The following is a 20931-nucleotide window of genomic DNA, read 5'->3' as shown; positions in this document are numbered from 1 at the left end:
TTTGGTATCGTTCTTCTCGGCTGAGGTGCTTGTACATTGGGCAACTTCGACTTGGCGGTTAAAGCGGCCATGATGCTCTCGCATCCTCAGCCACCTATAACCAGTTCATCTTTGTTGCACTTCGTCCTTGAATCCGCCGTGTTTAAAAAATGGATCGCTTCGCACACAAAGGGGCGGTGCTGGCCGTCAACACTTCTTTCTTGGATGTAGATGCGATTGCACAAGCCACCACGTGCCCATACGGTGTGCGGGGCTTGCACTTTTTCAGCCCTGCCCACGTGATGAAATTGCTCGAAGTGGTGCGTGGCCGAGACACGCGTCCTGAAGTCATGGCTACGGGCATGGCCTTGGGCAAACGCTTGCGCAAGCTGCCACGCGTTCGCCAGACGTACGCTATGTGGACATCTTGGACTGCTTGTGTGAGGCGGATCGCTTAGGGCGTAAAACAGGCGCCGGCTATTACACCTATGTGGAGAGCAAACAGCAGCCAGCGACCGACGCAGTGGTGCGCCACATCATCGAAGACGCCTCGCAACGTCGCCGCATCCAGCGCCAAGCTTTGAGCTCTGCCACGATCCAACGCCGTGCGCTGTTGGCCATCGTCAACGAGGCCGCATGTTTGATGGCTGAGGGCGTGACCAACCGCGCCAGTGACATCGATGTGCTGCTGGTGCATGGCTATGGTTTCCCGCGCTGGGATGGCGGCCCTGTGTTTTGGGCCCGTCAACAAAACCATGAGGCCTTGACGCAAGAGATCCGAGACATGGCCCGCCAGTGTGGTGCCGGATTTTTTTGGCAGATATCTCGGTCTTGTTTCAAGAGGAATGACCTTGCGTCCACGGCGCCCCGACCATCGCTTTGTCTCACGTATTGCTTGAGCAATGCAGGTGGGCTCTGACGATCTAGGACAATCGATACATTCTTCCCCGTTTTTGGAGATGTGTCATGCAAAGTTGTCGTTGGGTTGTGTCGCGTTTTGCCGTTCTAGCGGTGACTGCTTTTTGTGCTGTGGTGGCTTCGGGTGTGGTCCATGCACAGGCGTACCCCAACAAACCTTTGCGCATCGTGGTGCCATTTGGGGCGGGCGGTGTGGCAGACCTCACGGCACGCACCGTGGCGCAAAAAATGTCAGAAGGCTTGGGGCAGTCGGTCGTCATTGATAACCGTCCAGACGCAGGCGGCATTGTGGCGGCAGAGATGGTCGTCAAGTCCGAGCCCGATGGCTATACCCTGCTGCTCATGTCCAACGCCAATGCGGTGAGTGCGGGTTTGTTCAAGTCCTTGCCGTTTGACCCGCTCAAAGACTTCACCCCAGTGTCGCTGATGGGGATCTTTGATTTGGGGCTCATCATCAGTGCCGAGTCACGTTTCCAGTCCTTACCCGAGTTGTTGGCGTGGGCCAAGGCCAATCCAGGCAAGCTCAACATTGGCAGCATCAACATCGGCAGCACGCAGCATTTGACCGCCGAGTTGTTCAAATCAACGGCGGGTTTGGATGCGCAAGTGGTGCCTTTCAACGGCACACCTGCGGTGATGACGGCATTGCGTGGTGGTCAAATCGATGTGGCGGTGGAAGTGCTCAGCCCTGTGCTGCCACAAATCAAAGGCGGCGCTTTGCGAGCGTTGGCCGTGACAGGTCAAAAACGCAACATGGCCTTGCCACAAGTGCCCACGGCGAAAGAGGCGGGTGTGTCAAGTTTGGTCTCCACCTCTTGGAACGGTTTGGGCGTCCCCGCCAAAACACCGCAAGCCGTGGTTGACCGTTTGAACAAAGAAGTGAACGCGGCGTTGCAAAACCCTGCGGTGCGCCAAAAGCTGCTCGACTTGAATGTGGAGCCACATTCCAGCACCGTGGCACAAGCCCATGATTGGTTGCAAATCGAAATCAAACGTTGGGGCGATGTGATCCAACGTGCGGGTATCCAAAAGCAGTAACCCAGCACAGCCACCACATGATGAACATTCTCTCAATCACTGGGCCGATTTATTTGTCGATTGCGCTGGGCTTTGTAGCCACGCGGCGGGGGATGTTTAGCAAAGTCGATGGTCAAGTGTTAGGACGCTTTTTGCTGAACTTCGCCTTGCCTGCCATGCTGTTCAACACACTGTCCCAGCGTGACTTTGCAGAGGTGATGAACCCGCACTACTTGGTGGCTTATGGCGTGGGTCCGATGACCTCAAGCCTCAAAATCACGGGCGTGTTGTTGGCGAGCATGCCCATGCTGGGTATTTATCCCTTGTTGGCGCAACGTCATGGGCAAGAAGGGTTTTGCGCTGCTGCGTTGTTGGTCACCACGGTGGCGTCGTTCTTCACGATCAGTTTGATTTTGTGGGCGATGGGCGAGTTACCGGGCTGGCATGTGTAGGCCACGCCATGCACATCAAAGAATCTGAAGTTGAAGTGACGGCGATACGTGCCCAAGGCGCGGGAGGGCAAAACGTCAACAAGGTGTCCAGCGCCATTCATTTGCGCTTTGATGTCAGGGCCTCGTCCTTGCCCGAGGATGTCAAAGAGCGCTTGTTGGCATTGCCAGACCAGCGCATCACCAACGAGGGCGTGGTGGTCATCAAATCGCAAGAGCATCGCAGCCAAGACATGAACCGCATCGAAGCCTTTGCACGTTTGCTAGAACTGGTGCAAAGCGTGGACAAACCACCCAAGAAGCGCAAACCGACCCAACCGACGTATGCCTCCAAGCTGCGCCGCTTAGACAGCAAAAAAAAGACCTCGGCGATCAAATCAAACCGAGGTCGGGTGTTGTAAGCGTCATGTGGATTTAAGCTTTGCGCAAATAGCACGCCTTGAGCATGTAGTTGCCGACCTCCATCTTGCAGTCCACTTCGTGGTCACCACCGACCAAGCGAATGCTTTTGACTTTGGTGCCCATTTTCAAGGTGGTGGATGAGCCTTTGACTTTCAGGTCTTTGATGAGTACCACGGCATCGTCTTCGTCGTCAGCAGCCACTGCCGCCACCATGGGCCACTCATGCGCGCAATCGGCGCACACGTAGTTGTCACCATCTTGATAGGTGTTTTCTTGCGCGCATTGTGGACAGGCGGGAATGGTAGACATTTTGTTTTTTCTTTCAAAGAGAGGCTGGATCAATGTCTGCGTTCAGCGCACGTGCAGTTGGATGCCGTCGGTCGAGGCCGCAGTGATCTCGCCCACGTCCGTGGCATTGGCAAAACCCTGCTGGTGGAAGATGGCCATGACTTCGGCCACGGTCTCGGGTGCGCAAGCCACCAGCAAACCGCCGCTGGTTTGGGGGTCACTCAACAAGGCTTGGTCGATGGTGTCGCATGCAGAGCTCAGCGCAATCTCATGCCCATAAGCTGACCAATTTCGGCCTGATGCACCCGTGACCATGCCTTGCTCTGCTAATCCGCGTACGCCGGGCAACAAGGGGATGTGGGGCATGTTCAGTCGCACACTGTGTTGGCTGCCACGCGCCATCTCTAGCGCGTGTCCTGCCAAGCCAAAGCCCGTCACATCGGTCATGGCATGTACGCCAGCCAAGGCAGACAAGACAGCGCCCGGTGTGTTGAGTTGGGTGGTGTTGGCGATCATGTGTGCGTAGCCCTCTGGGCTGAGTGCGTTCTTTTTGAGTGCAGCAGAGAGTACACCCACGCCCAAGGGTTTACCCAAAATCAAACGGTCGCCCACGCGTGCTTGGGCATTGCGCTTGATGCGTTGGGGATGGACCAAACCCAGCACGACCAAGCCATAAATGGGCTCGACTGAATCAATGGTGTGGCCACCGGCAATCGGGATACCTGCTTCACGACAGATGCTTTGGCCGCCATCCAAAATTTTGCCTATCGTTTCTTGCGATAAGACGTTGATGGGCATACCGACCAAGGCCAAGGCCATGATGGGGGTGCCCCCCATCGCATAGACATCGCTGATGGCGTTGGTCGCTGCGATGCGGCCAAAGTCAAACGGGTCATCGACGATGGGCATGAAGAAGTCAGTGGTGGCAATCAAGGCCTGCTCGTCGTTGAGCTGGTAGACCGCTGCATCATCCGCCGTTTCAATGCCGACCAACAACTGCGGCGGGATCGGCATGGCATGGGTGCTTTTGAGAATTTCGCTCAACACCCCAGGCGCAATCTTGCAGCCACAGCCGCCGCCGTGAGACAAACTGGTGAGTCGTGGCGAGTTGGGTAGAGGCGGGGTGTGGGGGGAGGTATTCATAAAGAGGCGTGGTCTGCGTAGACTTAGATTTTGCCTGTTGCAGTAGGACGGTTCGCAGGCGGATGACATGTACATGACCTACGCACAGTTAAAAAAAAGCCCTTGCATGTGACTGCAAAGGCTTATCTTTATTGGCTCCTCGACCTGGGCTCGAACCAGGGACCTACGGATTAACAGTCCGGCGCTCTACCGACTGAGCTATCGAGGAATATTAAAGATTATAACGTATTTTTGACGCCTCCTGGCCTGTTGTAGCGGTGGCATTTAAAGATGGAATTGCACAGTCGCCCTCAAGGTTCTTGGGGCACCAGGGTAGAGGTAGTAGTGACCAAATTGCTTGGGGGACTCGCGCCAATAACGTTTGTCTTCCAAGTTGTCGAACATCAGACTCCAAGTTGAGGCGATGTTGTTAACTTTCGTATCGTAATAAGCGTTGGCGCCGAAGGTGGTCCATGCTGGGAGTTGGATGTTTCCATCCTCTGTGACGTTGCGTTTACCCTCGTGCGACACACGAATCCCTGTGCGTAAACTGGGAATGCTGGTGTAGCGATATTCGGCCATGCCGCGAAGGACAAACTTGGGGACGTTCAGGGGGGTGGAGCCGACGGCGCCAGAGGTTTGTTCGACATCGCTAATTTTTGCTTCGAGCCATTGGGTTTGTACGCCAATTTTCCATTGACTAGAAGTGATGTCTGCGCCTAAATCAATCCCTTGATGTGTTTGTTTTCCATCCATGCGGCGTTGGAAATAACCTGGGGATAACTCTTCGTCGTATGTCAATGGTCTTTCGATTTGGAAGAGTGCTGCATTCCAATGCGCTTGATTTGACGCAGCGATGTTTCTGATCCCAAGTTCTGATTGTCGACTTCTTCCTACGCCCAATGTTTCGCCAGGATTTGCAAAAATTCCAGAGTTAGGGGTTGCATTTTGTTCAAGTCCGTGTCCGTGTGATGCATAGACCAAAACATGCGCCAGCTTTTTAGAGATACCGACCCAAGGCAAATTGATGTCACCTTGCATGACTTTTGCGTTGGTGTTGGGCGTTGGCGCATTTTGCGAACTGGCTTTGTTGAAAGAGACATGGCGTAGTCCTCCCCACAAGGCTGTGCTGGATGAAATTTCAACATGATCTTTCACGCTGAACTCGTTCGAGTATTCACTTCGGTTTGTGTTGGGGTACGTTGGATCAGGTGCTGCGCTGGATGTGCTGCCACCATACACACTACCTTCTCCTGCGGCATTCCACGCTTGTTGAGGCGGAAATCTGTCAAGCTGTCGTTGACGAATCACTTCAAATGTGAGGTTGTGTTGGAGCGAGCCAATGTGTACGCTGCCTGACACATCGCTTTGAATCGCATCAATGATTCGACGCTCGTTATTGCTGCGGTAATCATCTATTTCAAATTTCCCATCAGGCGTGAACTGACTGCATAGATTCAAGTTGCTGGAGGGTTTTTGTATACCTTGGTAACAGTTGTACCCAAACCCATAAGTCAAGCGGTCATCTGTCTTCAAGCGTTGGGCCCCGTATTGTGTCGTCCAATGCCAGCCTGCATCTAACTCTTGACGCAATCGCATAGAACCCGTCATCGCATCAAACACACCAGGTTGCGTCCAGTATTGACGGGTCAAATTAACACGAGGGTCTACAGGACTGGGTAACACACCACCTAGCAAGCTATAGCCGTTGACACCCATCTGTTCACGATGCGATTGTTCAATTTCAAAATCAATCACAGTCCCAGGCTTCAAACGCCAATCCATGGCCAACGCCACCAAGTCGCGATGACCTTTGGTGTCTTTGATGTACGGATCAAGGTCTTCATGTGCTACGTTGAATCGATAGCCAAACTCACTGACTGCGCCAAACCGTCCACCCAAATCAGCCGCAGCCAAACGGTTATTGCCTTGGCCATAGCTGAAAGTGAGGTTCCGAATTTTTTGCTCTGCATCCGTAGGTGCACGTTTCACCACATAGTTCACCAAACCTCCTGGCGCACTGGTACCGGCTTGAATGCCGCTGGTGCCTTTGAGTAACTCAATGCGCTCTTTGTTGTCCATCAGGATTATGGTTTCTGCGCTGATAGGCAAACCTTCACGGCGGTAGTTGTAACGGTTGTCAAGTGTGAAACCTCGCACGCTCAAAATGTCCCAATAAGCAGGAGAGTTGTAGCTGTCACTGACCGAGGCATCTAAGCGCAGCGCATCGGAGACGCGCTGCGCAACAATGTCTTGTAGTGTGGCGTTGGTGATGATCGTGGTGGAGAAGGGCAGCGCTTGTGCTGGGACATCATCAAAGCCAGACACATGGCTGGGCAGCGTGTCGGTGATGGTGATTTCGGTTGGGGTTTGTTGCGCCCAAGCGGACGAACAAGATGCAACACACAGTGCAACGGCGGCGTGAACGCGCGTTGCTTTCGAGAATAGCGAATGTTTTGCCATGACGTTTCCTTAACGTTATGACAGGTCGGCTGACTTTCATGCGAGTGAGCGCTCTTGAGGTGGAGCATCGCTTTTAAGACCAAGCTTCCCTGCGCGAGGATTACCTCAAGTCCTTGCGGACTTTGAGACCCACCGCGGGCGAGTCTCAACAGGTTCAAAGGGACTTTCTCAGTCGAAGTCGGTGACGGCTTCAACACCCCTAGCGGATGCGTTATTGCTAACGCGGTATGAATTTTAAGCGATCCCTAACAGTCGGTGTAGTTCACTCGATGTGGTGGTGTATTGCAACAAGGTCTTTCGTGTGGGATGCACGATGGCCGCTGCGCCAAACGCGGCGAGGGTGGCTTCGTGAAAACCACACAAGATGAGCTTCTTTTTGCCAGGGTAGGTGTTGATGTCGCCCACGGCAAAGATGCTTGGCACATCGGTGGCAAAGGTTTCGGTGTTGACGACCAATTGTTTGCGTTCCATCACCAAACCCCATTGGCTAATAGGACCGAGCTTGGGCGAGAGGCCCAAGCAAGCGATCAGTTGCTGAGCGGGGCGCTCAAGTGTGTTGCCGTCTGGTATGGCGATTTGCAGGGCGTGAAGCTGCCCCTCGGTGGCGAACAAGCCTGTGGGCTGGCCGATTTGTAATTGCAATGTGCCGTTAGCCACCGCGTCTCGCATGGCTTGCAGCAGTACGGGGTCGGCTGTGAACACATCGCGGCGGTGCATCAGCGTGACGCTGCGGGGCCCGTGCGCTTCAAGCGTGAGTTTCAAGGCCGCAGCGACGGCTGATTCTTCGCCCCCCAGCACCAACACGTCTTGGCCTGCAAAGCGCGAGGCATCGCCCAAGCGGTAATGCACATGGGTACCTTCAAGGGCGCGCGCACCTTCTACGGCCAGCTTGCGGGCTTGAAACGCTCCCACGCCTGCAGCAATCACCAACACCTTGCACACAAAGTGTTGGCCCGTCGATGTGGTGACTGAGATGGATGCATCCTCCAAACGCTCGACCTCCGTCACTTCTTGGTTCAAGTGAAGGGTGGGCGCGAAAGGTTGGACTTGGGTTTGCAGCTGTGCGACCAACTCACGGCCCGTACACAGGGGGATGGCGGGAATGTCGTAAATCGGTTTGTCGGCATACAGCTCTATGCACTGGCCGCCAACATGGGGCAGAGCATCAATGAGGTGACAACGAATGTCTTGTAGGCCGAGCTGGAAAGCTTGGAATAAGCCTACAGGGCCTGCGCCCACGATGACGGCATCGGCTTGAATCACGGTGGCCGTCATGGGGCGGTGCAGGCTGGGCGAAAGACTTAGCGCTTGAGTTCGGCGAGTTTGCCGGTTCTGTCTTTCCACGCATCGGCTTCAGGCAGTGGGGCCTTGCGTTTTGTGATGCTGGGCCAGCCGATGGTGGACAACTCGGCGTTGAGCTGTGTCATGTGCTCTTGACCTTCGGGCACATCTTCTTCGGCGTAGATGGCGTTGACAGGGCACTCAGGGATGCATACGGCGCAGTCGATGCACTCGTCAGGGTCGATGGTGAGGAAGTTAGGGCCTTCGCGGAAGCAGTCGACGGGACAAACGTCCACACAGTCGGTGTACTTACATTGGATACAGGCTTCGGTGACAACGTGCGTCATGGCAATTCAATCAATGTGTAAAAAGGTGGGCGCAACCGCGAACGCTGTTGTGCCAAGCCTTTGATTTTAAACGGGAACCAAGGTGGGGCTTAAGGTGGGGCTTAAGGACGCGTCAGTCCACCAACACCGCGCCCGAGGTTTTATGGGTGGCTGTGTCCACCAACACCAAAGCGCCCAAGATGCGCGATTGTGTGAATGGCCGTGTGACCAAGAGCTCTTGCAGGGCCAGGTTGACATGGCCAATGGCGTTGGGGGCCAGCTCGGTGGCTTCTTCCTCGGCCAACGTGTTCACGTTCAAGCGGTGCACCACGCGTTGCACTTTGGCCTTGACCCAGCGGTGACCATGCAAGGCCCAATACACGCGGCCTGCGACCAAGGGCTCATCGTCCATCCAGGCAATTGTGGTGTTGAGTTGACGTTGGCCTTCGGGTGAGCCGTGCTCGGCCAGCAGCCAGTCGCCGCGCGACACATCCACTTCGCGGTCCAGCACGATGCCCGCGCTGTGGCCTGCCGCTTTGTTTTGTGGCTCGCGCGTGGCTGACAGCACTTGCGACACGACAGCCGTTTGGCCGCTTGGAAACACTTGGATGGTTTGGCCTGGCTCGATGGTGCCTGTGGCCACACGGCCCCAGAACACACGGCGACCTTGGGTGGTGACGCCAGAGTCGTGGAATTTTTCCACCCATTGCACGGGGAAGCTGAAGGCCACCTCGGTTTCAGCGGGGGTGTTGGGCAAGGCTTCCAAGATGCTCAACAGGCTCGGGCCGGTATAGCCACACCATGCGGCTTGATCGGCGTTGGTGGTGTCCACCACGTTCCAGCCTTTGAGGGCCGACACCGGCACCATCGCGGTGATGGTGATGCCTGCTTCTTGCGCGAACTTGCGCAAGGCGGCTTCGATGTTTTTGTAGGCAAGCGCGGCGTCTTCCACTGCATCAAGTTTGTTGATGGCAAACACGATGGAGGGTACGCGGAGTAAGTTCACCAACAACGAGTGACGGCGGGTTTGGGGCAGCAGTTCAAGAGCGGGGTTTTTCCAATCGAGTTTGATGGCATCGACCAACACCACAGCAGCATCCGCGCTGGAAGCAGCGGTCACCATGTTGCGCGTGTATTGCTCGTGACCGGGCGCATCGCCAATGATGAACTTGCGTGCTTCGGTGTTGAAGTAGCGGTAGGCCACGTCAATCGTGATGCCTTGCTCGCGCTCCGCCGAGAGGCCATCTGTCAACAACGCGAGGTCGGTTTCGCCCGAGCGTTGCACGCCGGCCAAGTGGTCTTGCAACACCGCTTTGGTGTCCACCAACAAGCGGCCAATCAAGGTGCTTTTGCCATCGTCGACTGAGCCGCAGGTGATGAATTTCAGAGCTGAATGATGTTCAGAAGTTTGCATATTAAAAGTACCCGTCTTTTTTGCGCTTCTCCATCGAAGCCTCAGAAGTTTTGTCGTCCATGCGTGTGGCGCCGCGCTCGCTCACGTCGGCAGCCAAAGTCTCGATGACGATTTGCTCGGGCGTGGCCGCGTCGCTCTCGACGGGGCAGGTGCAAGTGATGTCGCCCACGGTGCGGAAACGCACATCGCGAATTTCAACCTTCTCACCGTCTTTGGGTGGTGTGAGTTCGGTCACTGGCACCAGCAAACCACGGCGGTCCACCACCTCGCGCTTGTGGGTGTAGTAGATCGAAGGCAGGGCGATTTTTTCGCGGGCAATGTATTGCCACACGTCTAGCTCGGTCCAGTTGGAAATGGGGAATACGCGGAAGTGCTCACCGGGCTGCAACTTGTGGTTGAACAAGGTCCACAGTTCAGGACGTTGCGCCTTGGGCTGCCACTGACCAAAGCTGTCGCGGTGGCTGAAGATGCGCTCTTTGGCGCGCGCTTTTTCTTCGTCACGGCGTGCGCCGCCAATCAGGGCGTCAAAGCGGAATTCTTCGATGGCTTCGAGCAGCGTGACCGATTGGTGCACATTGCGGCTCTCACCCGGATGGGCCAAGCGCACCGTGCCACGTTTCATCGAGTCTTCCACGCTGCGCACGATCAACTCAGCGCCCAGTTCTTTGGCGCGTGAATCGCGGAAGTCTGTGACCTCTTTGAAGTTGTGGCCAGTGTCGATCATCAACAGAGGGTAAGGAATGCGTCCGCTACCGGAGGGGCTTGTTTTTCCTCCGAAGGCTTTCTCAGCGCACTTGAGCATGACGAGTGAATCTTTGCCGCCCGAGAACAAGAGGGTGGGGCGCTCAAAAGCAGCGGCGACTTCGCGCAGGATGAAGATGGTTTCTTCTTCCAGCGCGTCGAGGTGGGTGTTGCTTAAGTGATGCAACTCGTTGTGTGTCGTGGCGTTCATAGGAAGTGATGGGGTTGAATTGTGTTTGATTTGGGAGAACGGTCTGGTACGGGGTGGGATGCGGCGGGTTCCTCATAAGTCGCTGCGCGCCACAAATCGTCACCCGCCGCATCCCACCCCGCACCAGACCTTTGGGGCATCGTTATGTCTTCACATGCAAGCCGCATTCTTTGGCCGCTTCGTCTTCCCACCACCAGCGGCCTGCGCGAAACTCTTCGCCCAAGCTGATAGCGCGGGTGCAGGGGGCGCAGCCCACGCTGGGGAAAAACTGATCGTGCAAGGGGTTGTAGTCCACGTTGTGGGTGGCGATGTAGTGCCACACATCGCCCCACGTCCATTTGACCAAGGGGTTGAACTTGCTCAGGTTTTTGGTGCTCACTTCGCTGTCGTCCTGCAAAGGCACTTCGGCACGTGCAGCCGATTGCTCTTGGCGCAAGCCCGTCACCCACGCGCGTTGGCCTTGGAGGGCGCGGGCGAGCGGCTCCATCTTGCGGATGCCGCAGCAGGCTTTTCGCAACGCGATACTTTTGTACATCGCGTCTTGGCCTTGGCTGCGCACAAACTGGATGACCGATTCATGCACGGGGCGATACACGTTGATCGGGGCGCGTGAGGTCGCCTCGGTGCGCTCCAGCAAGGCCAAAGTCTCGGTGTGCAGGGCACCGGTTTCAAGCACGAACACAGGAATGTCGAGTTCCAAGCGGTTGATGAGGTGGGTGATGACCACGTCTTCAGCGCCCAAGCTAGAGGCTTGCGTGACGGGGGAAAACTCAGCCGCTGCGCGTTGTAGCAAAGCTTGGGTTTCAGCCAGCTTGGCTGCGAAGTCGTCGCTGGCGCGTGCGTTCAAGGTGGTGGCTTTGGATTGGCCGTTGTTTGACAGAAATGAAGAGGTGCTCATGGCTGTTCTCAGGCTCAAGCCACGCGTGCAAATTTAGGCTCGGCGGTGACCGCATCACCTTGGTAGAAGGCTTTGTAGTGCGTTAAGAGTTTTTCGCCGTGGGCCGCGTCTTGGTCTTCGCGCAATACAGCGCTAGAAAAACCGCTGCGTTGCATTTGCAGCAGTTGGTCAATCAGCACGTCGCCGTGGGCGCGAATGTCGCCCGTGAAGCCCCGGCGGCGTAGCACAAAGGCTTGGCTGAAAGCGCGGCCATCGGTGAATTTGGGGAAGTTCAGGTCGATGCGCTCCAAGCCTTCAAGGTCGAGGGTTTGCACGTCCACGTCATTGGCCAAAGCGCGGGCATTGGCACCGTCGGGTGTGTGTTGGGAGATGATTTGCAGGCGCATGTTTATCTCGTATCTGGTTTAGTCTGGCCGTGTGATCAGTTGGCGCGTGCGGTGGTGTTGCGGGCCGAGTTGGCCGCCGCTTTGAACACATCAAAGCCCACGCGGTTCAAGGTGCGAGCAAAGGTTTCGTGGGCTTCACGTTTGTCGCGGTAGGTGTCGAGCACCGCTTCCACCACATCCACCACTTCTGTGGCAGCGAACGAGGGACCGACCACTTTGCCTGCTTTGGCAGGGCCGCTCAGATAAGAGCCGTCTGAGCCCCCGAGGGTGACTTGGTACCACTCTTGGCCGTCTTTATCGACGCCCAAGATGCCAATATGGCCGCTGTGGTGGTGACCGCAGGAGTTGATGCAACCACTGATGTGCAAGTCAATCTCGCCCAAGTCAAACAACTCGTCGAGGTCTTGGTAACGCTCGGTGATCGCGGCCGCGATGGGCAAGGAGCGGGCATTGGCCAAGGCGCAGTAGTCGCCTCCGGGGCAAGCAATCATGTCGGTCAACAAGTGCACATTGGGGCGGGCAAAGCCAGCGGCTTTGGCGGCTTGGTACAACTCAGCCAATTGGTCGATGCGCACCCAAGGCAGCACCAAGTTTTGGTCGTGGTTCACACGGACTTCACTTGAGCTGTATTTCTCAGCCAAGTCGGCGGCGATGGCCAGTTGATCGGCGGTGGCGTCGCCCGGGGCTTGGCCCAAACGCTTGAACGACAGAGTCACCACGCGCAAGCCTGGGTTTTGATGGCTGGTCACGTTTTGTTGCAGCCAGCGGGTGAATTCTTTGTCGGCCTTGACTTGTGCCAGCAAGGCTTGCTCGGCTTTCTCTTGCGCTTCGTCGGGCACCACATCGACGGGCGGCATCACAAAGCAGGCGCTCACGCGGTCCAACTCGGACTGTGGAATGGTGTGGTGTGCACCGCTTTCCAAGATGCGGTCAAACTCTTCGTTGACTTCGTCAAAGTAGCGCTGGTTTTCGGCCTTCACCAAAATCTTGATACGCGCTTTGTAAATGTTGTCGCGACGGCCCCAGCCGTTGTAGACGCGCACCACGGCTTCGAGGTAATTGATGATTTGGTTCCAAGGCAAGAACTCGCGAATCACCGTGCCCGTGATGGGGGTGCGGCCCATGCCGCCGCCCACATAAATTTTGAAGCCCACGTTACCTTCGTCATCGCGCAGCAAGCGCAGGCCAATGTCGTGCCACTCAATCGCGGCGCGGTCTTCAGCCGCACCCGTGATGGCGATTTTGAATTTGCGGGGCAAGTAGGCGAACTCGGGGTGCAAGGTGCTCCACTGACGCAGCACTTCGGCGTAGGGGCGTGGATCGACGTCTTCGTCCACGGCGATGCCCGCGCGCTCGTCACTGGTGATGTTGCGAATGCAATTGCCGCTGGTCTGGATACCGTGCAGGTTGACGCTGGCCAACAAGTCCATCACGTCGGCGCTTTTGTCCAAGGGAATCCAGTTGAACTGCACGTTTTGGCGGGTGGTGAAGTGGCCGTAGTGGGTGGTGAGCTTCGGCGCAATGATGGAGTTTGATGAAGTGCCACCAATCTTGTCTTGCGTGCTTTGTGCGCGTTCGATCAGTTCAGCCGAGGGTGTGTCGTAATCACGGGCGATTTGCGCGAGCACACGTAACTGCGCGCTGTTGAGTTCGCCGTAGGGCACAGCTACGCGCAACATGGGTGCGTAGCGTTGGATGTACCAACCGTTTTGCAAACGCAAGGGGCGGAAATCGTCGTCGGCCAATTGGCCAGCCAAGTTGCGGCTGAGTTGGTCGCGGTATTGTGCAGCGCGGGTTTTGACAAACTCTGAATCGAAGGCGGTGTATTGATACATCTAAGAACTCAAACGAAAAAATTAGGCAAAAACCAATTTGCTACCAGCCCAAGCCAGCAGTACAGAAAGAATCGAACGAATCACACGCTCAGGCGTTTTGTGCATCAGACGTGAGCCCACCCAAATGCCGGGCAATGAGCCCGCGAGCAGCAAACTCAACAAGGGCCAATCGACCGATCCTAATGAGGCGTGGCCCAAGCCAGCCAAAAGAGTCAGCGGCACGGCATACGCAATGTCAGCCGCCACGATGCGTGACAGCGGCAATTGCGGATACAGGATCATAAGCACTGTCACGCCAATCGCCCCTGCACCTACCGAGGTGAGGGTCACCAAGGTACCAATCGCCGCGCCAAACAACACAGGCAAAGCCCAGTGGCGGGGCCGGGTGGCTTCAACCAGGTGCTCTTCAGCCAATGCCACGGGTGCTTGTTTGCCGCGAATCACCTTAAACAGCGTGGCGCTGGCGGTGAGTAAGAGAGCAACGCCCAGTGTGATTTTCATCACTCTTTCGACAGCGGGGTCGGAGGGACCAAGGTTGTGCAGCACCCAAAGCGTCACGCCTGCCGCAGGGATGCTGCCAGCGCATAGCGAAATCACCACGTGCCAAGGCACGATGCGCTGACGCGCAAAGCTAAAGGTGCCGCCTGCTTTGGTGAAGGCTGCAAACAGCAAATCTGTGCCCACGGCCATGTAGGGTTTGACGCCGAAGAAAAAAATCAAAATGGGCGTCATCAAGGAGCCGCCACCGACGCCCGTCAAGCCCACGACCAGACCTACAAAAAAACCAGCGAATACGAATCCAAAATCTTGCATGGCGTGGACTGTAGGCGCTCTTTATGTCAAAACAAACGATTTGTTTGTTCTACATATATTCCAGAGAGTAATAAGGCGTTTGGCTTTGGCCGTAAGCAAAGCACAGGGACAGGTGCAATAAAGTGGCGTGGATAATGCATGGCGTTGTTGTGGGTGGCTAACCCCTGCCAAACACAAGAAGACCGCATTTCTTTCACCCTATCCAAACAAAGAATGAGACCAAGCAATGGCTGCTGAAAAATCCAAAATTGTTTACACCCTGACTGATGAAGCCCCTTTGTTGGCGACCGCATCGTTTTTGCCCATCATTCGTACCTTTGCCGCACCCGCTGGCATTGAGGTGGTGTCGAGCGACATCTCTGTGGCGACGCGTATCTTGGGTGAGTTCTCCGACTTGCTGCCAGAAGCTCAACGCGTGCCCCACAACCTGTCTGCCTTGGGGCAGCTCACTTTGAAGCCAGAAGCCAACATCATCAAGTTGCCCAACATCAGTGCCTCCGTGGGCCAGTTGACCGCCGCTATCAAAGAGTTGCAGTCCAAAGGCTATGCCTTGCCTGACTACCCTGAGTCGCCCAAAACGGAAGAAGAAAAAGCCATCAAAGCCCGCTATGCCAAGTGCATTGGCAGCTCGGTGAACCCCGTTTTGCGCGAAGGCAATTCAGACCGCCGCGCCCCCCGTGCCGTGAAAGAGTACGCACGCAAGAACCCACACAGCATGGCGGAGTGGAGCCAAGCCTCTCGCTCACACGTGTCACACATGCACCACGGTGACTTCTACCATGGTGAAAAATCTTTGACCTTGGACAAAGCCCGTGACGTGAAGATGGAACTCATCACCAAGAGCGGCAAGACCATCATCTTGAAGCCCAAAGTCTCTTTGCTCGACAAAGAAATCATCGACAGCATGTTCATGAGCAAGAAGGCGCTCGTCGAGTTCTACGAAAAAGAAATCGAAGACGCACACAAGACCGGCGTGATGTTCTCCTTGCACGTCAAAGCCACCATGATGAAGGTGTCGCACCCCATCGTCTTTGGTCACTGCGTGAAAATCTTCTACAAAGAAGCGTTTGCCAAGCATGCCAAATTGTTTGAAGACTTGGGTGTCAACGTGAACAACGGCATGGCCGATTTGTACAGCAAGATCGCCGCCTTGCCACAAAGCCAGCAAGACGAGATCAAGCGTGATTTACACGCATGCCACGAGCACCGCCCCGAGTTGGCGATGGTGGATTCGGCCAAAGGCATCACCAACTTCCACTCGCCCAACGACATCATCGTGGACGCCTCCATGCCTGCCATGATCCGAAACGGCGGCAAGATGTGGGGGGCTGACGGCCGCTTGAAGGACGCCAAGGCGGTGATGCCCGAGTCGACCTTTGCCCGCATCTACCAAGAGATGATCAACTTCTGTAAGTGGCACGGCAACTTTGACCCCAAGACCATGGGCACGGTACCTAACGTGGGCTTGATGGCCCAACAAGCCGAAGAATACGGTTCGCACGACAAGACGTTTGAAATTCAAGAAGACGGCGTGGCCAACATCACCGACTTGGCCACTGGCGAAGTCTTGCTGAGCCAAAACGTGGAAGAGGGTGACATCTGGCGCATGTGCCAAGTCAAAGACGCAGCCATCCGTGACTGGGTGAAGTTGGCGGTGACCCGCGCACGCAACTCGGGCATGCCTGCCATTTTCTGGTTGGACCCGTACCGTCCCCACGAGAACGAGTTGATCAAGAAGGTGGACTTGTACTTGAAAGACCATGACACCACAGGCTTGCACATTGAGCACATGTCTCAAGTGCGTGCCATGCGTTTCACTTTGGAGCGCGTCAGCCGCGGCCTTGACACCATCTCGGTGACGGGCAACATCTTGCGTGACTACTTGACCGACTTGTTCCCCATCATGGAATTGGGCACCTCCGCCAAGATGCTCTCCATCGTGCCTTTGATGGCGGGTGGCGGCATGTACGAAACAGGCGCGGGCGGTTCTGCACCGAAACACGTGCAACAGTTGGTGGAAGAAAACCACCTGCGTTGGGATTCTTTGGGCGAGTTCTTGGCCTTGGCCGTGAGCTTTGAGGACTTGGGGTTGAAGACCAACAACGCAGCAGCCAAAGTGCTGGCTAAGACCTTGGATGCTGCGACTGGCAAATTGTTGGACACCAATAAAAACCCATCGCCGAAAACAGGTCAACTCGACAACCGTGGCAGCCAGTTCTACTTAGCCATGTATTGGGCGCAAGAGTTGGCCGCGCAAACAGAGGACAAAGACTTGGCCGCCAAGTTCGCGCCTTTGGCCAAGGCGTTGACAGAGAACGAAAAGAAAATCTTGGACGAACTCAACAGCGTGCAAGGCAAGCCCGTGGACATTGGTGGTTACTACTTGCCAGACCCCAAGAAGCTTGAAGCCGTCATGCGCCCCAGCGCGACGCTCAACGCGGCTTTGGCCAGTGCCGCTTAAGCCTCAGGTCACAGACCTATTCGAAGCCTCCAAGCTTTTCAGTTTGGGGGCTTTTTTGTGTGCGCAGTGATTGCGCTTGTACCTCAATGGCTGCTTGCTGGTCAGGCGTGAGGCGGTTGAGATTTTTGAGTTGCATCAACATGCGTGGATTTTTGGCCAGCACATCGGCATGACGCTGGAGGTAATCCCAATACAACGTGGTGAAAGGGCAGGCTGTGGTGCCCGTGGATTCGGCAGGATTGAAGCGGCATCCTTTGCAATGGTTGCTCATTCGGTCGATGTACTTGCCGCTGGCAATGTAGGGCTTGCTCGCCATCAGACCGCCATCGGCAAACTGGCTCATGCCTAGGGTGTTGGGCAGTTCTACCCATTCCACGGCATCGACGTAAACACCCAGGTACCACTGGTGTACCTGTTTGGGCTCCACCCCCAGCAACAAGGCGTACAAGCCCGTCACCATCAAGCGCTGGATATGGTGTGCATAGCCGTGTTGCAAGGTTTGTCCAATGGCGTCACGCAAGCAGGCCATCTCGGTGTCACCTGTCCAGTAAAACTCGGGCAGTGATTCGTGGGCTTGTTGGGCGTTGTGTTCGGCGTAGTCGGGCATGTGTGTCCAGTAGATGCCACGCACATACTCACGCCAGCCCAAGATTTGCCGAACAAAACCTTCTACCGCTTCTAGCGGTGCATGACCTTTGTGAAATGCCGCTTGCGCCGCAGCCAACACCTCGCGTGGGTTGAGCAGCTTCAGATTCAAAGCGCACGACAAGTGCGAGTGGTAGAGCCACACTTCGCCCTCCCACATCGCGTCTTGGTAGAGACCAAAGCTGGGCAGTCGGTGGGTGATGAATTCATCCAGCGCGACCAGCGCTTGTGCGCGTGTGACGGGCCAGCCAAACTGTGCGATGGAGCCGGGGTGATGGGCCAGTTGATCGTTCACCAAACGCATCACCTCTTGTGTGATGGCGTCTGGCGCACAGCGTGTGGGTGCAGGCAACAGCCCCGGCCCTTGTTTGCCAAAGCTGCCTCGGTTGTCTGCGTCAAAGTTCCATTGATCTCCGATGGGTTTTTTGTCGACCATCAAGATGCCTGTTTTGTGGCGCATCTCTCGGTAGAAATATTCCAGACGCAACTGTTTGCGTCCCTTGGCATGTGCCGCAAACTCGCGCACGGTACTGAAAAAATGCGTGTCATCCCGAACGTCTAGCGGCAACTGGTGCTGCTGCGCGACGGCGCGCAAACTTTGCAACACACGCCAGTCGCCGGGTGCGGTCATCACCAACTGTTGTACTTGACCCTTGTCAATCGCTTTGTCGAGTTCGCCGGCCAGCGTGCCCGTGTTATGCGGATCATCCAACAGGCTATACACCACCGGCCAGCCGCGTGCTTGGAGCTGTGCCGCGAAGTGCCGCATGGCACTGAGGAAAACGGTTGTGCGTTGTTTGGAGGAGGGGATGTGCGTGGACTCTTCCCGTACTTCGGCCATCCAAATGGTGTCGTGAGCGGGATCAAAGTCGCACAGGGCGGAGGCGTCTTCGTCGAGTTGATCTCCCAAAATCAAGACAAGGCGTTTGGGTGGAGTGGTCATGTGGGGCTTTTAAAAATCAAAACCGATCTGTTGTTTGGCAGCTTGGGCGGCATGGGTAGATGCAGTGGTAGGGCGTGCGTTGGTGCTTGGCCGTTTGCCCCAGTTTTTACGCGACGCGTGTTTGTCGACCACGGCTTTTTTGGCCGCTTTCACATCGTCGTTTTGGCGGCGGCTGTGCAGCAGCTGTTTGGCTTCGCGTGTGGCATGGGTGAGTTCCACCACGGGTGGCGCAATGTCACTACCCACCCACACGCCCGTGTGCGCTTGCAAGGTGTGCGGCATGAGCCACGGTTCAAACAGCCAGGTATCCGGCACCTTGCGCAGCGCGGGCAGCCACTGTCGGACAAAGCGACCGTGGGGGTCGTGGTCTTGGGCTTGTTTGATGGGGTTGTACACCCGTGTGGTGTTGATGCCCGTGGTGCCCGATTGCATTTGCAACTGGCTCCAATGGATACCGGGCTCGTAATCTAAAAATTGTGTCGCCAGCCATTCGCCCACAGGCCGCCAATGCAGCCACAGTGGGTAGGCGGCCACCGACACCAGCATGGCGCGCATGCGAAAGTTGAGCCAACCAGTTTCGCGCAGCATGGTCACGCAAGCATCCACCATGGGCCAGCCTGTGCGGGCATTTTTCAGCGCTTCAAAGTGTTGTTCGTTGAAATCGTGCTCACGCAAACCGTCGTAGCCACGGTGCATGTTTTGCCATTCAATGGCGGGTTCGCTTTCCAACTTTTGGATGAAGTGACAGTGCCAATACAAGCGGCTGATGAACGCCGTCAAGCCCGCGCGGTGTCGGCTAGCATGAGGAGGCAACTGGGCGATGCAGGCCCGCGTGTGTTGCACCACCTCGCGCATGCTGATGCAGCCCCACGCCAAATAGGCCGACAAGCGCGAGCAAGCATCGGGTGCCGACAGGGGTGACGAAATGCCCCCGCGATAGCCCAAGCTGCGTGCATACAAAAAACTGTGCAAGGTGGCCAGCGCCAAGGGGCGACCACCGCGTTGGCGCAAGGGCGGGTTGTGTTGCAGGTGCGCGGGTGCTGGCATCTGAGTCGGTGTGCACCATGCGTCGAGCCGTGTCTCGTGCGTTGCGTTATGCGGCGTGTTTGCACAGGCCTGCCAAAACTGCAAAGTGCTGACGTCATGCACAGCCTCGGCCATGTGTTTTTCCCAAGCGGCTTGCCACACGTTGCGATTTTTCAGAACACGCACCACGCCAAACTGCGGGTACTCGTGCCAAGCCACATCGTGTGATCGACACCAAGTGCCCACTTGCAAGTCGCGTGCATAGGTGAAGCCATTGCCCGTTTCTTGGTGTGAATGGAGGTGGCGAAACGGCGCTTGCTTCCAAATGCGGTTCAGTACATCGGGTAGTTCGCCGGTGTGAATCTCAACGCGACCACCTTGCAGCTGCAATTCGGCATCCAAGGCTTGCAGCGATTCGCGCACAAACTCGAAGTGCTGCAAGGCGGTATCGGGTTGCAGCCACAGCTCGGGTTCTACCACGTAAATACAGCGCACCGGCCCGCGTTGCGCAGCTTGCGCCAATGCGTCGTGGTCTTGCCAACGCAGGTCGCGCTTGAACCAAACCAGCTGGTAACTCATGGGGGTGTGAATGGTTTGTTTTTGCGGCAAGCGTCTGAGCAGTACAGCACTTGCGTCCAGTTTTTAGCCCAAGCCTTGCGCCATGTCATGTCACGCCCACAGGTTTTACAGGGCTTGCTGGACAGGCTTTGCTTGTTACCTTTGAATGTGTTTTTCTGTGTCATGGTGAGGTGTTTTCATGGGGTGAGCCTCTGCCACATAGACGGGCGTGTGTCAGTCAAAGAGGGTATCTATGCTGTGGGCCAGTTTGAAGTCTTTGTCTGTGAGCCCTGCCACATCGTGCGTCCACAAGCGCACTTGCAAGCGCGTGTAACTGGACAGCACTTCGGGGTGATGGTACTGGGCTTGTGCCAGGTGTGCTATTTGGTTGAACAACACCACCGCAGCTTCAAAGCTGGGCAAGATCCATACCTTGACAAGCGCACGCTCATCGACTTCAAGCGTCCAGCCAGTCAGCTGGTGCATGTGTGCATGAATTTGTGGGGCGTTGAGTTTCATCGTCTGCTGATTGGATGGTGTTGCTTGCCTGTCATGGCGCTGCAACCTCCACCACGAGGGGTGCTCTATAAATTCAATGTGCAAGCGCAATGTATGCGGCGGATTCAAGGACGAAGTGCAACACGCTTTAACGAGGCATGGAATACCTCGTGAGGTGTCTTGAATCCTAGTCGCTTTCTGGGGCGGTGATTCAATCGGTTTTCAATCATAGTCAATTCCTCATCCGTCACGGTTTC

At 56.0% G+C, this 20931-nt stretch carries 21 protein-coding genes and 1 tRNA gene; 6 read left to right on the top strand and 16 right to left on the bottom strand.

The features are described from left to right. The first annotated feature begins 149 nt into the window (after positions 1-149). From RMS03_RS10530 to arfB, 5 genes are read left to right on the top strand one after another with little or no spacing between them, the layout of a single operon-like run. Entirely contained in the window at positions 150-437 is a 288-nt protein-coding gene (locus tag RMS03_RS10530; RefSeq protein ID WP_310627011.1) for a 3-hydroxyacyl-CoA dehydrogenase NAD-binding domain-containing protein, read from the top strand. Beyond that, positions 407-898 carry a hypothetical protein gene (locus RMS03_RS10525; RefSeq protein WP_310627010.1) on the top strand — a complete coding sequence of 164 codons (492 nt, stop codon included), beginning with the start codon at positions 407-409 and terminating at the stop codon, positions 896-898. Before RMS03_RS10530 ends, RMS03_RS10525 begins: the two co-directional genes overlap by 31 nt. A 47-nt stretch (positions 899-945) precedes the next feature. After that, positions 946-1935, top strand: coding sequence for a tripartite tricarboxylate transporter substrate binding protein (locus tag RMS03_RS10520; protein WP_310627009.1), 990 nt, complete (start codon positions 946-948; stop codon positions 1933-1935). Positions 1936-1955: 20 nt separating this feature from the next. Then, complete coding sequence (locus RMS03_RS10515; protein WP_310627008.1) at positions 1956-2366, top strand: AEC family transporter; 411 nt, start codon at positions 1956-1958, stop codon at positions 2364-2366. Next, positions 2354-2764, top strand: coding sequence for an alternative ribosome rescue aminoacyl-tRNA hydrolase ArfB (gene arfB, locus RMS03_RS10510; protein WP_405023528.1), 411 nt, complete (start codon positions 2354-2356; stop codon positions 2762-2764). The genes RMS03_RS10515 and arfB overlap by 13 nt, the downstream gene beginning before the upstream one ends. Positions 2765-2777: 13 nt before the next feature. Here arfB and RMS03_RS10505 read toward each other — a convergent pair whose 3' ends face one another. The 12 genes from RMS03_RS10505 to RMS03_RS10450 form a co-directional block, all read right to left on the bottom strand. Beyond that, on the bottom strand, positions 2778-3074 hold the full coding sequence (locus tag RMS03_RS10505; RefSeq protein WP_310627006.1) for a zinc ribbon domain-containing protein YjdM: 297 nt from the start codon (positions 3072-3074) through the stop codon (positions 2778-2780). 42 nt (positions 3075-3116) lie between these two features. Further along, a complete protein-coding gene (gene selD, locus RMS03_RS10500) occupies positions 3117-4196 on the bottom strand; it encodes a selenide, water dikinase SelD (RefSeq protein WP_310627005.1) in 1080 nt (359 codons plus the stop codon). 132 nt (positions 4197-4328) lie between these two features. Continuing rightward, positions 4329-4404 (bottom strand) — tRNA-Asn (locus tag RMS03_RS10495). Between the two features lie 56 nt (positions 4405-4460). Beyond that, positions 4461-6638 (bottom strand): TonB-dependent siderophore receptor, encoded by a 2178-nt coding sequence (locus tag RMS03_RS10490; protein WP_310627004.1) that lies wholly within the window; start codon positions 6636-6638, stop codon positions 4461-4463. Positions 6639-6872: 234 nt separating this feature from the next. Continuing rightward, complete coding sequence (locus tag RMS03_RS10485; RefSeq protein ID WP_310627003.1) at positions 6873-7913, bottom strand: NAD(P)/FAD-dependent oxidoreductase; 1041 nt, start codon at positions 7911-7913, stop codon at positions 6873-6875. 26 nt (positions 7914-7939) lie between these two features. Next, entirely contained in the window at positions 7940-8266 is a 327-nt protein-coding gene (fdxA, locus tag RMS03_RS10480) for a ferredoxin FdxA (RefSeq protein WP_310627002.1), read from the bottom strand. A gap of 112 nt (positions 8267-8378) precedes the next feature. Further along, a complete protein-coding gene (locus RMS03_RS10475; protein WP_310627001.1) occupies positions 8379-9659 on the bottom strand; it encodes a GTP-binding protein in 1281 nt (426 codons plus the stop codon). Position 9660: 1 nt separating this feature from the next. Continuing rightward, positions 9661-10611: a sulfate adenylyltransferase subunit CysD gene (gene cysD / locus RMS03_RS10470; protein WP_310627000.1), complete on the bottom strand. Its 951-nt coding sequence runs from the start codon at positions 10609-10611 to the stop codon at positions 9661-9663. A gap of 142 nt (positions 10612-10753) precedes the next feature. Next, positions 10754-11509 carry a phosphoadenylyl-sulfate reductase gene (locus tag RMS03_RS10465; RefSeq protein ID WP_310626999.1) on the bottom strand — a complete coding sequence of 252 codons (756 nt, stop codon included), beginning with the start codon at positions 11507-11509 and terminating at the stop codon, positions 10754-10756. A 14-nt stretch (positions 11510-11523) separates the two neighbouring features. Further along, positions 11524-11895 carry a DUF934 domain-containing protein gene (locus tag RMS03_RS10460; protein ID WP_310626998.1) on the bottom strand — a complete coding sequence of 124 codons (372 nt, stop codon included), beginning with the start codon at positions 11893-11895 and terminating at the stop codon, positions 11524-11526. A gap of 35 nt (positions 11896-11930) precedes the next feature. After that, the gene (locus RMS03_RS10455; RefSeq protein WP_310626997.1) at positions 11931-13730 is read right to left on the bottom strand and encodes a nitrite/sulfite reductase; all 1800 of its coding nucleotides are present in this window, start codon (positions 13728-13730) and stop codon (positions 11931-11933) included. A 21-nt stretch (positions 13731-13751) separates the two neighbouring features. Beyond that, entirely contained in the window at positions 13752-14543 is a 792-nt protein-coding gene (locus tag RMS03_RS10450) for a sulfite exporter TauE/SafE family protein (protein ID WP_310626996.1), read from the bottom strand. A gap of 226 nt (positions 14544-14769) precedes the next feature. On the opposite strand from RMS03_RS10450, the gene RMS03_RS10445 reads away from it, so the two are divergent. After that, positions 14770-17004: an NADP-dependent isocitrate dehydrogenase gene (locus RMS03_RS10445; protein ID WP_310626995.1), complete on the top strand. Its 2235-nt coding sequence runs from the start codon at positions 14770-14772 to the stop codon at positions 17002-17004. A 16-nt stretch (positions 17005-17020) separates the two neighbouring features. Here RMS03_RS10445 and RMS03_RS10440 read toward each other — a convergent pair whose 3' ends face one another. From RMS03_RS10440 to RMS03_RS10425, 4 genes are read right to left on the bottom strand one after another with little or no spacing between them, the layout of a single operon-like run. Then, a complete protein-coding gene (locus tag RMS03_RS10440; RefSeq protein WP_310626994.1) occupies positions 17021-18592 on the bottom strand; it encodes a cryptochrome/photolyase family protein in 1572 nt (523 codons plus the stop codon). Between the two features lie 9 nt (positions 18593-18601). Continuing rightward, on the bottom strand, positions 18602-20197 hold the full coding sequence (locus RMS03_RS10435) for an FAD-binding domain-containing protein (protein WP_310626993.1): 1596 nt from the start codon (positions 20195-20197) through the stop codon (positions 18602-18604). Further along, positions 20194-20361 carry a DUF2256 domain-containing protein gene (locus tag RMS03_RS10430; RefSeq protein ID WP_310626992.1) on the bottom strand — a complete coding sequence of 56 codons (168 nt, stop codon included), beginning with the start codon at positions 20359-20361 and terminating at the stop codon, positions 20194-20196. Before RMS03_RS10430 ends, RMS03_RS10435 begins: the two co-directional genes overlap by 4 nt. A 49-nt stretch (positions 20362-20410) precedes the next feature. Then, entirely contained in the window at positions 20411-20695 is a 285-nt protein-coding gene (locus RMS03_RS10425) for a 4a-hydroxytetrahydrobiopterin dehydratase (protein ID WP_310626991.1), read from the bottom strand. Positions 20696-20931 lie beyond the last annotated feature (236 nt).

Source organism: Limnohabitans sp., from assembly GCF_031538885.1.
Taxonomy (GTDB): Bacteria; Pseudomonadota; Gammaproteobacteria; order Burkholderiales; family Burkholderiaceae_C; genus Limnohabitans.
This window is presented reverse-complemented; position numbering and strand designations above follow the sequence as displayed.

What these genes read in the sequence shown, in the direction of transcription:
- RMS03_RS10530 (WP_310627011.1), top strand. Translation starts at nt 150, where the DNA reads ATGGATCGCTTCGCACACAAAGGGGCGGTGCTGGCCGTCAACACTTCT.
- RMS03_RS10520 (WP_310627009.1), top strand. Translation starts at nt 946, where the DNA reads ATGCAAAGTTGTCGTTGGGTTGTGTCGCGTTTTGCCGTTCTAGCGGTG.
- RMS03_RS10515 (WP_310627008.1), top strand. Translation starts at nt 1,956, where the DNA reads ATGAACATTCTCTCAATCACTGGGCCGATTTATTTGTCGATTGCGCTG.
- RMS03_RS10505 (WP_310627006.1), bottom strand. Translation starts at nt 3,074, where the DNA reads ATGTCTACCATTCCCGCCTGTCCACAATGCGCGCAAGAAAACACCTAT.
- selD (WP_310627005.1), bottom strand. Translation starts at nt 4,196, where the DNA reads ATGAATACCTCCCCCCACACCCCGCCTCTACCCAACTCGCCACGACTC.
- RMS03_RS10490 (WP_310627004.1), bottom strand. Translation starts at nt 6,638, where the DNA reads ATGGCAAAACATTCGCTATTCTCGAAAGCAACGCGCGTTCACGCCGCC.
- RMS03_RS10485 (WP_310627003.1), bottom strand. Translation starts at nt 7,913, where the DNA reads ATGACGGCCACCGTGATTCAAGCCGATGCCGTCATCGTGGGCGCAGGC.
- fdxA (WP_310627002.1), bottom strand. Translation starts at nt 8,266, where the DNA reads ATGACGCACGTTGTCACCGAAGCCTGTATCCAATGTAAGTACACCGAC.
- RMS03_RS10475 (WP_310627001.1), bottom strand. Translation starts at nt 9,659, where the DNA reads ATGCAAACTTCTGAACATCATTCAGCTCTGAAATTCATCACCTGCGGC.
- cysD (WP_310627000.1), bottom strand. Translation starts at nt 10,611, where the DNA reads ATGAACGCCACGACACACAACGAGTTGCATCACTTAAGCAACACCCAC.
- RMS03_RS10465 (WP_310626999.1), bottom strand. Translation starts at nt 11,509, where the DNA reads ATGAGCACCTCTTCATTTCTGTCAAACAACGGCCAATCCAAAGCCACC.
- RMS03_RS10460 (WP_310626998.1), bottom strand. Translation starts at nt 11,895, where the DNA reads ATGCGCCTGCAAATCATCTCCCAACACACACCCGACGGTGCCAATGCC.
- RMS03_RS10455 (WP_310626997.1), bottom strand. Translation starts at nt 13,730, where the DNA reads ATGTATCAATACACCGCCTTCGATTCAGAGTTTGTCAAAACCCGCGCT.
- RMS03_RS10450 (WP_310626996.1), bottom strand. Translation starts at nt 14,543, where the DNA reads ATGCAAGATTTTGGATTCGTATTCGCTGGTTTTTTTGTAGGTCTGGTC.
- RMS03_RS10445 (WP_310626995.1), top strand. Translation starts at nt 14,770, where the DNA reads ATGGCTGCTGAAAAATCCAAAATTGTTTACACCCTGACTGATGAAGCC.
- RMS03_RS10440 (WP_310626994.1), bottom strand. Translation starts at nt 18,592, where the DNA reads ATGACCACTCCACCCAAACGCCTTGTCTTGATTTTGGGAGATCAACTC.
- RMS03_RS10435 (WP_310626993.1), bottom strand. Translation starts at nt 20,197, where the DNA reads ATGAGTTACCAGCTGGTTTGGTTCAAGCGCGACCTGCGTTGGCAAGAC.
- RMS03_RS10430 (WP_310626992.1), bottom strand. Translation starts at nt 20,361, where the DNA reads ATGACACAGAAAAACACATTCAAAGGTAACAAGCAAAGCCTGTCCAGC.
- RMS03_RS10425 (WP_310626991.1), bottom strand. Translation starts at nt 20,695, where the DNA reads ATGAAACTCAACGCCCCACAAATTCATGCACACATGCACCAGCTGACT.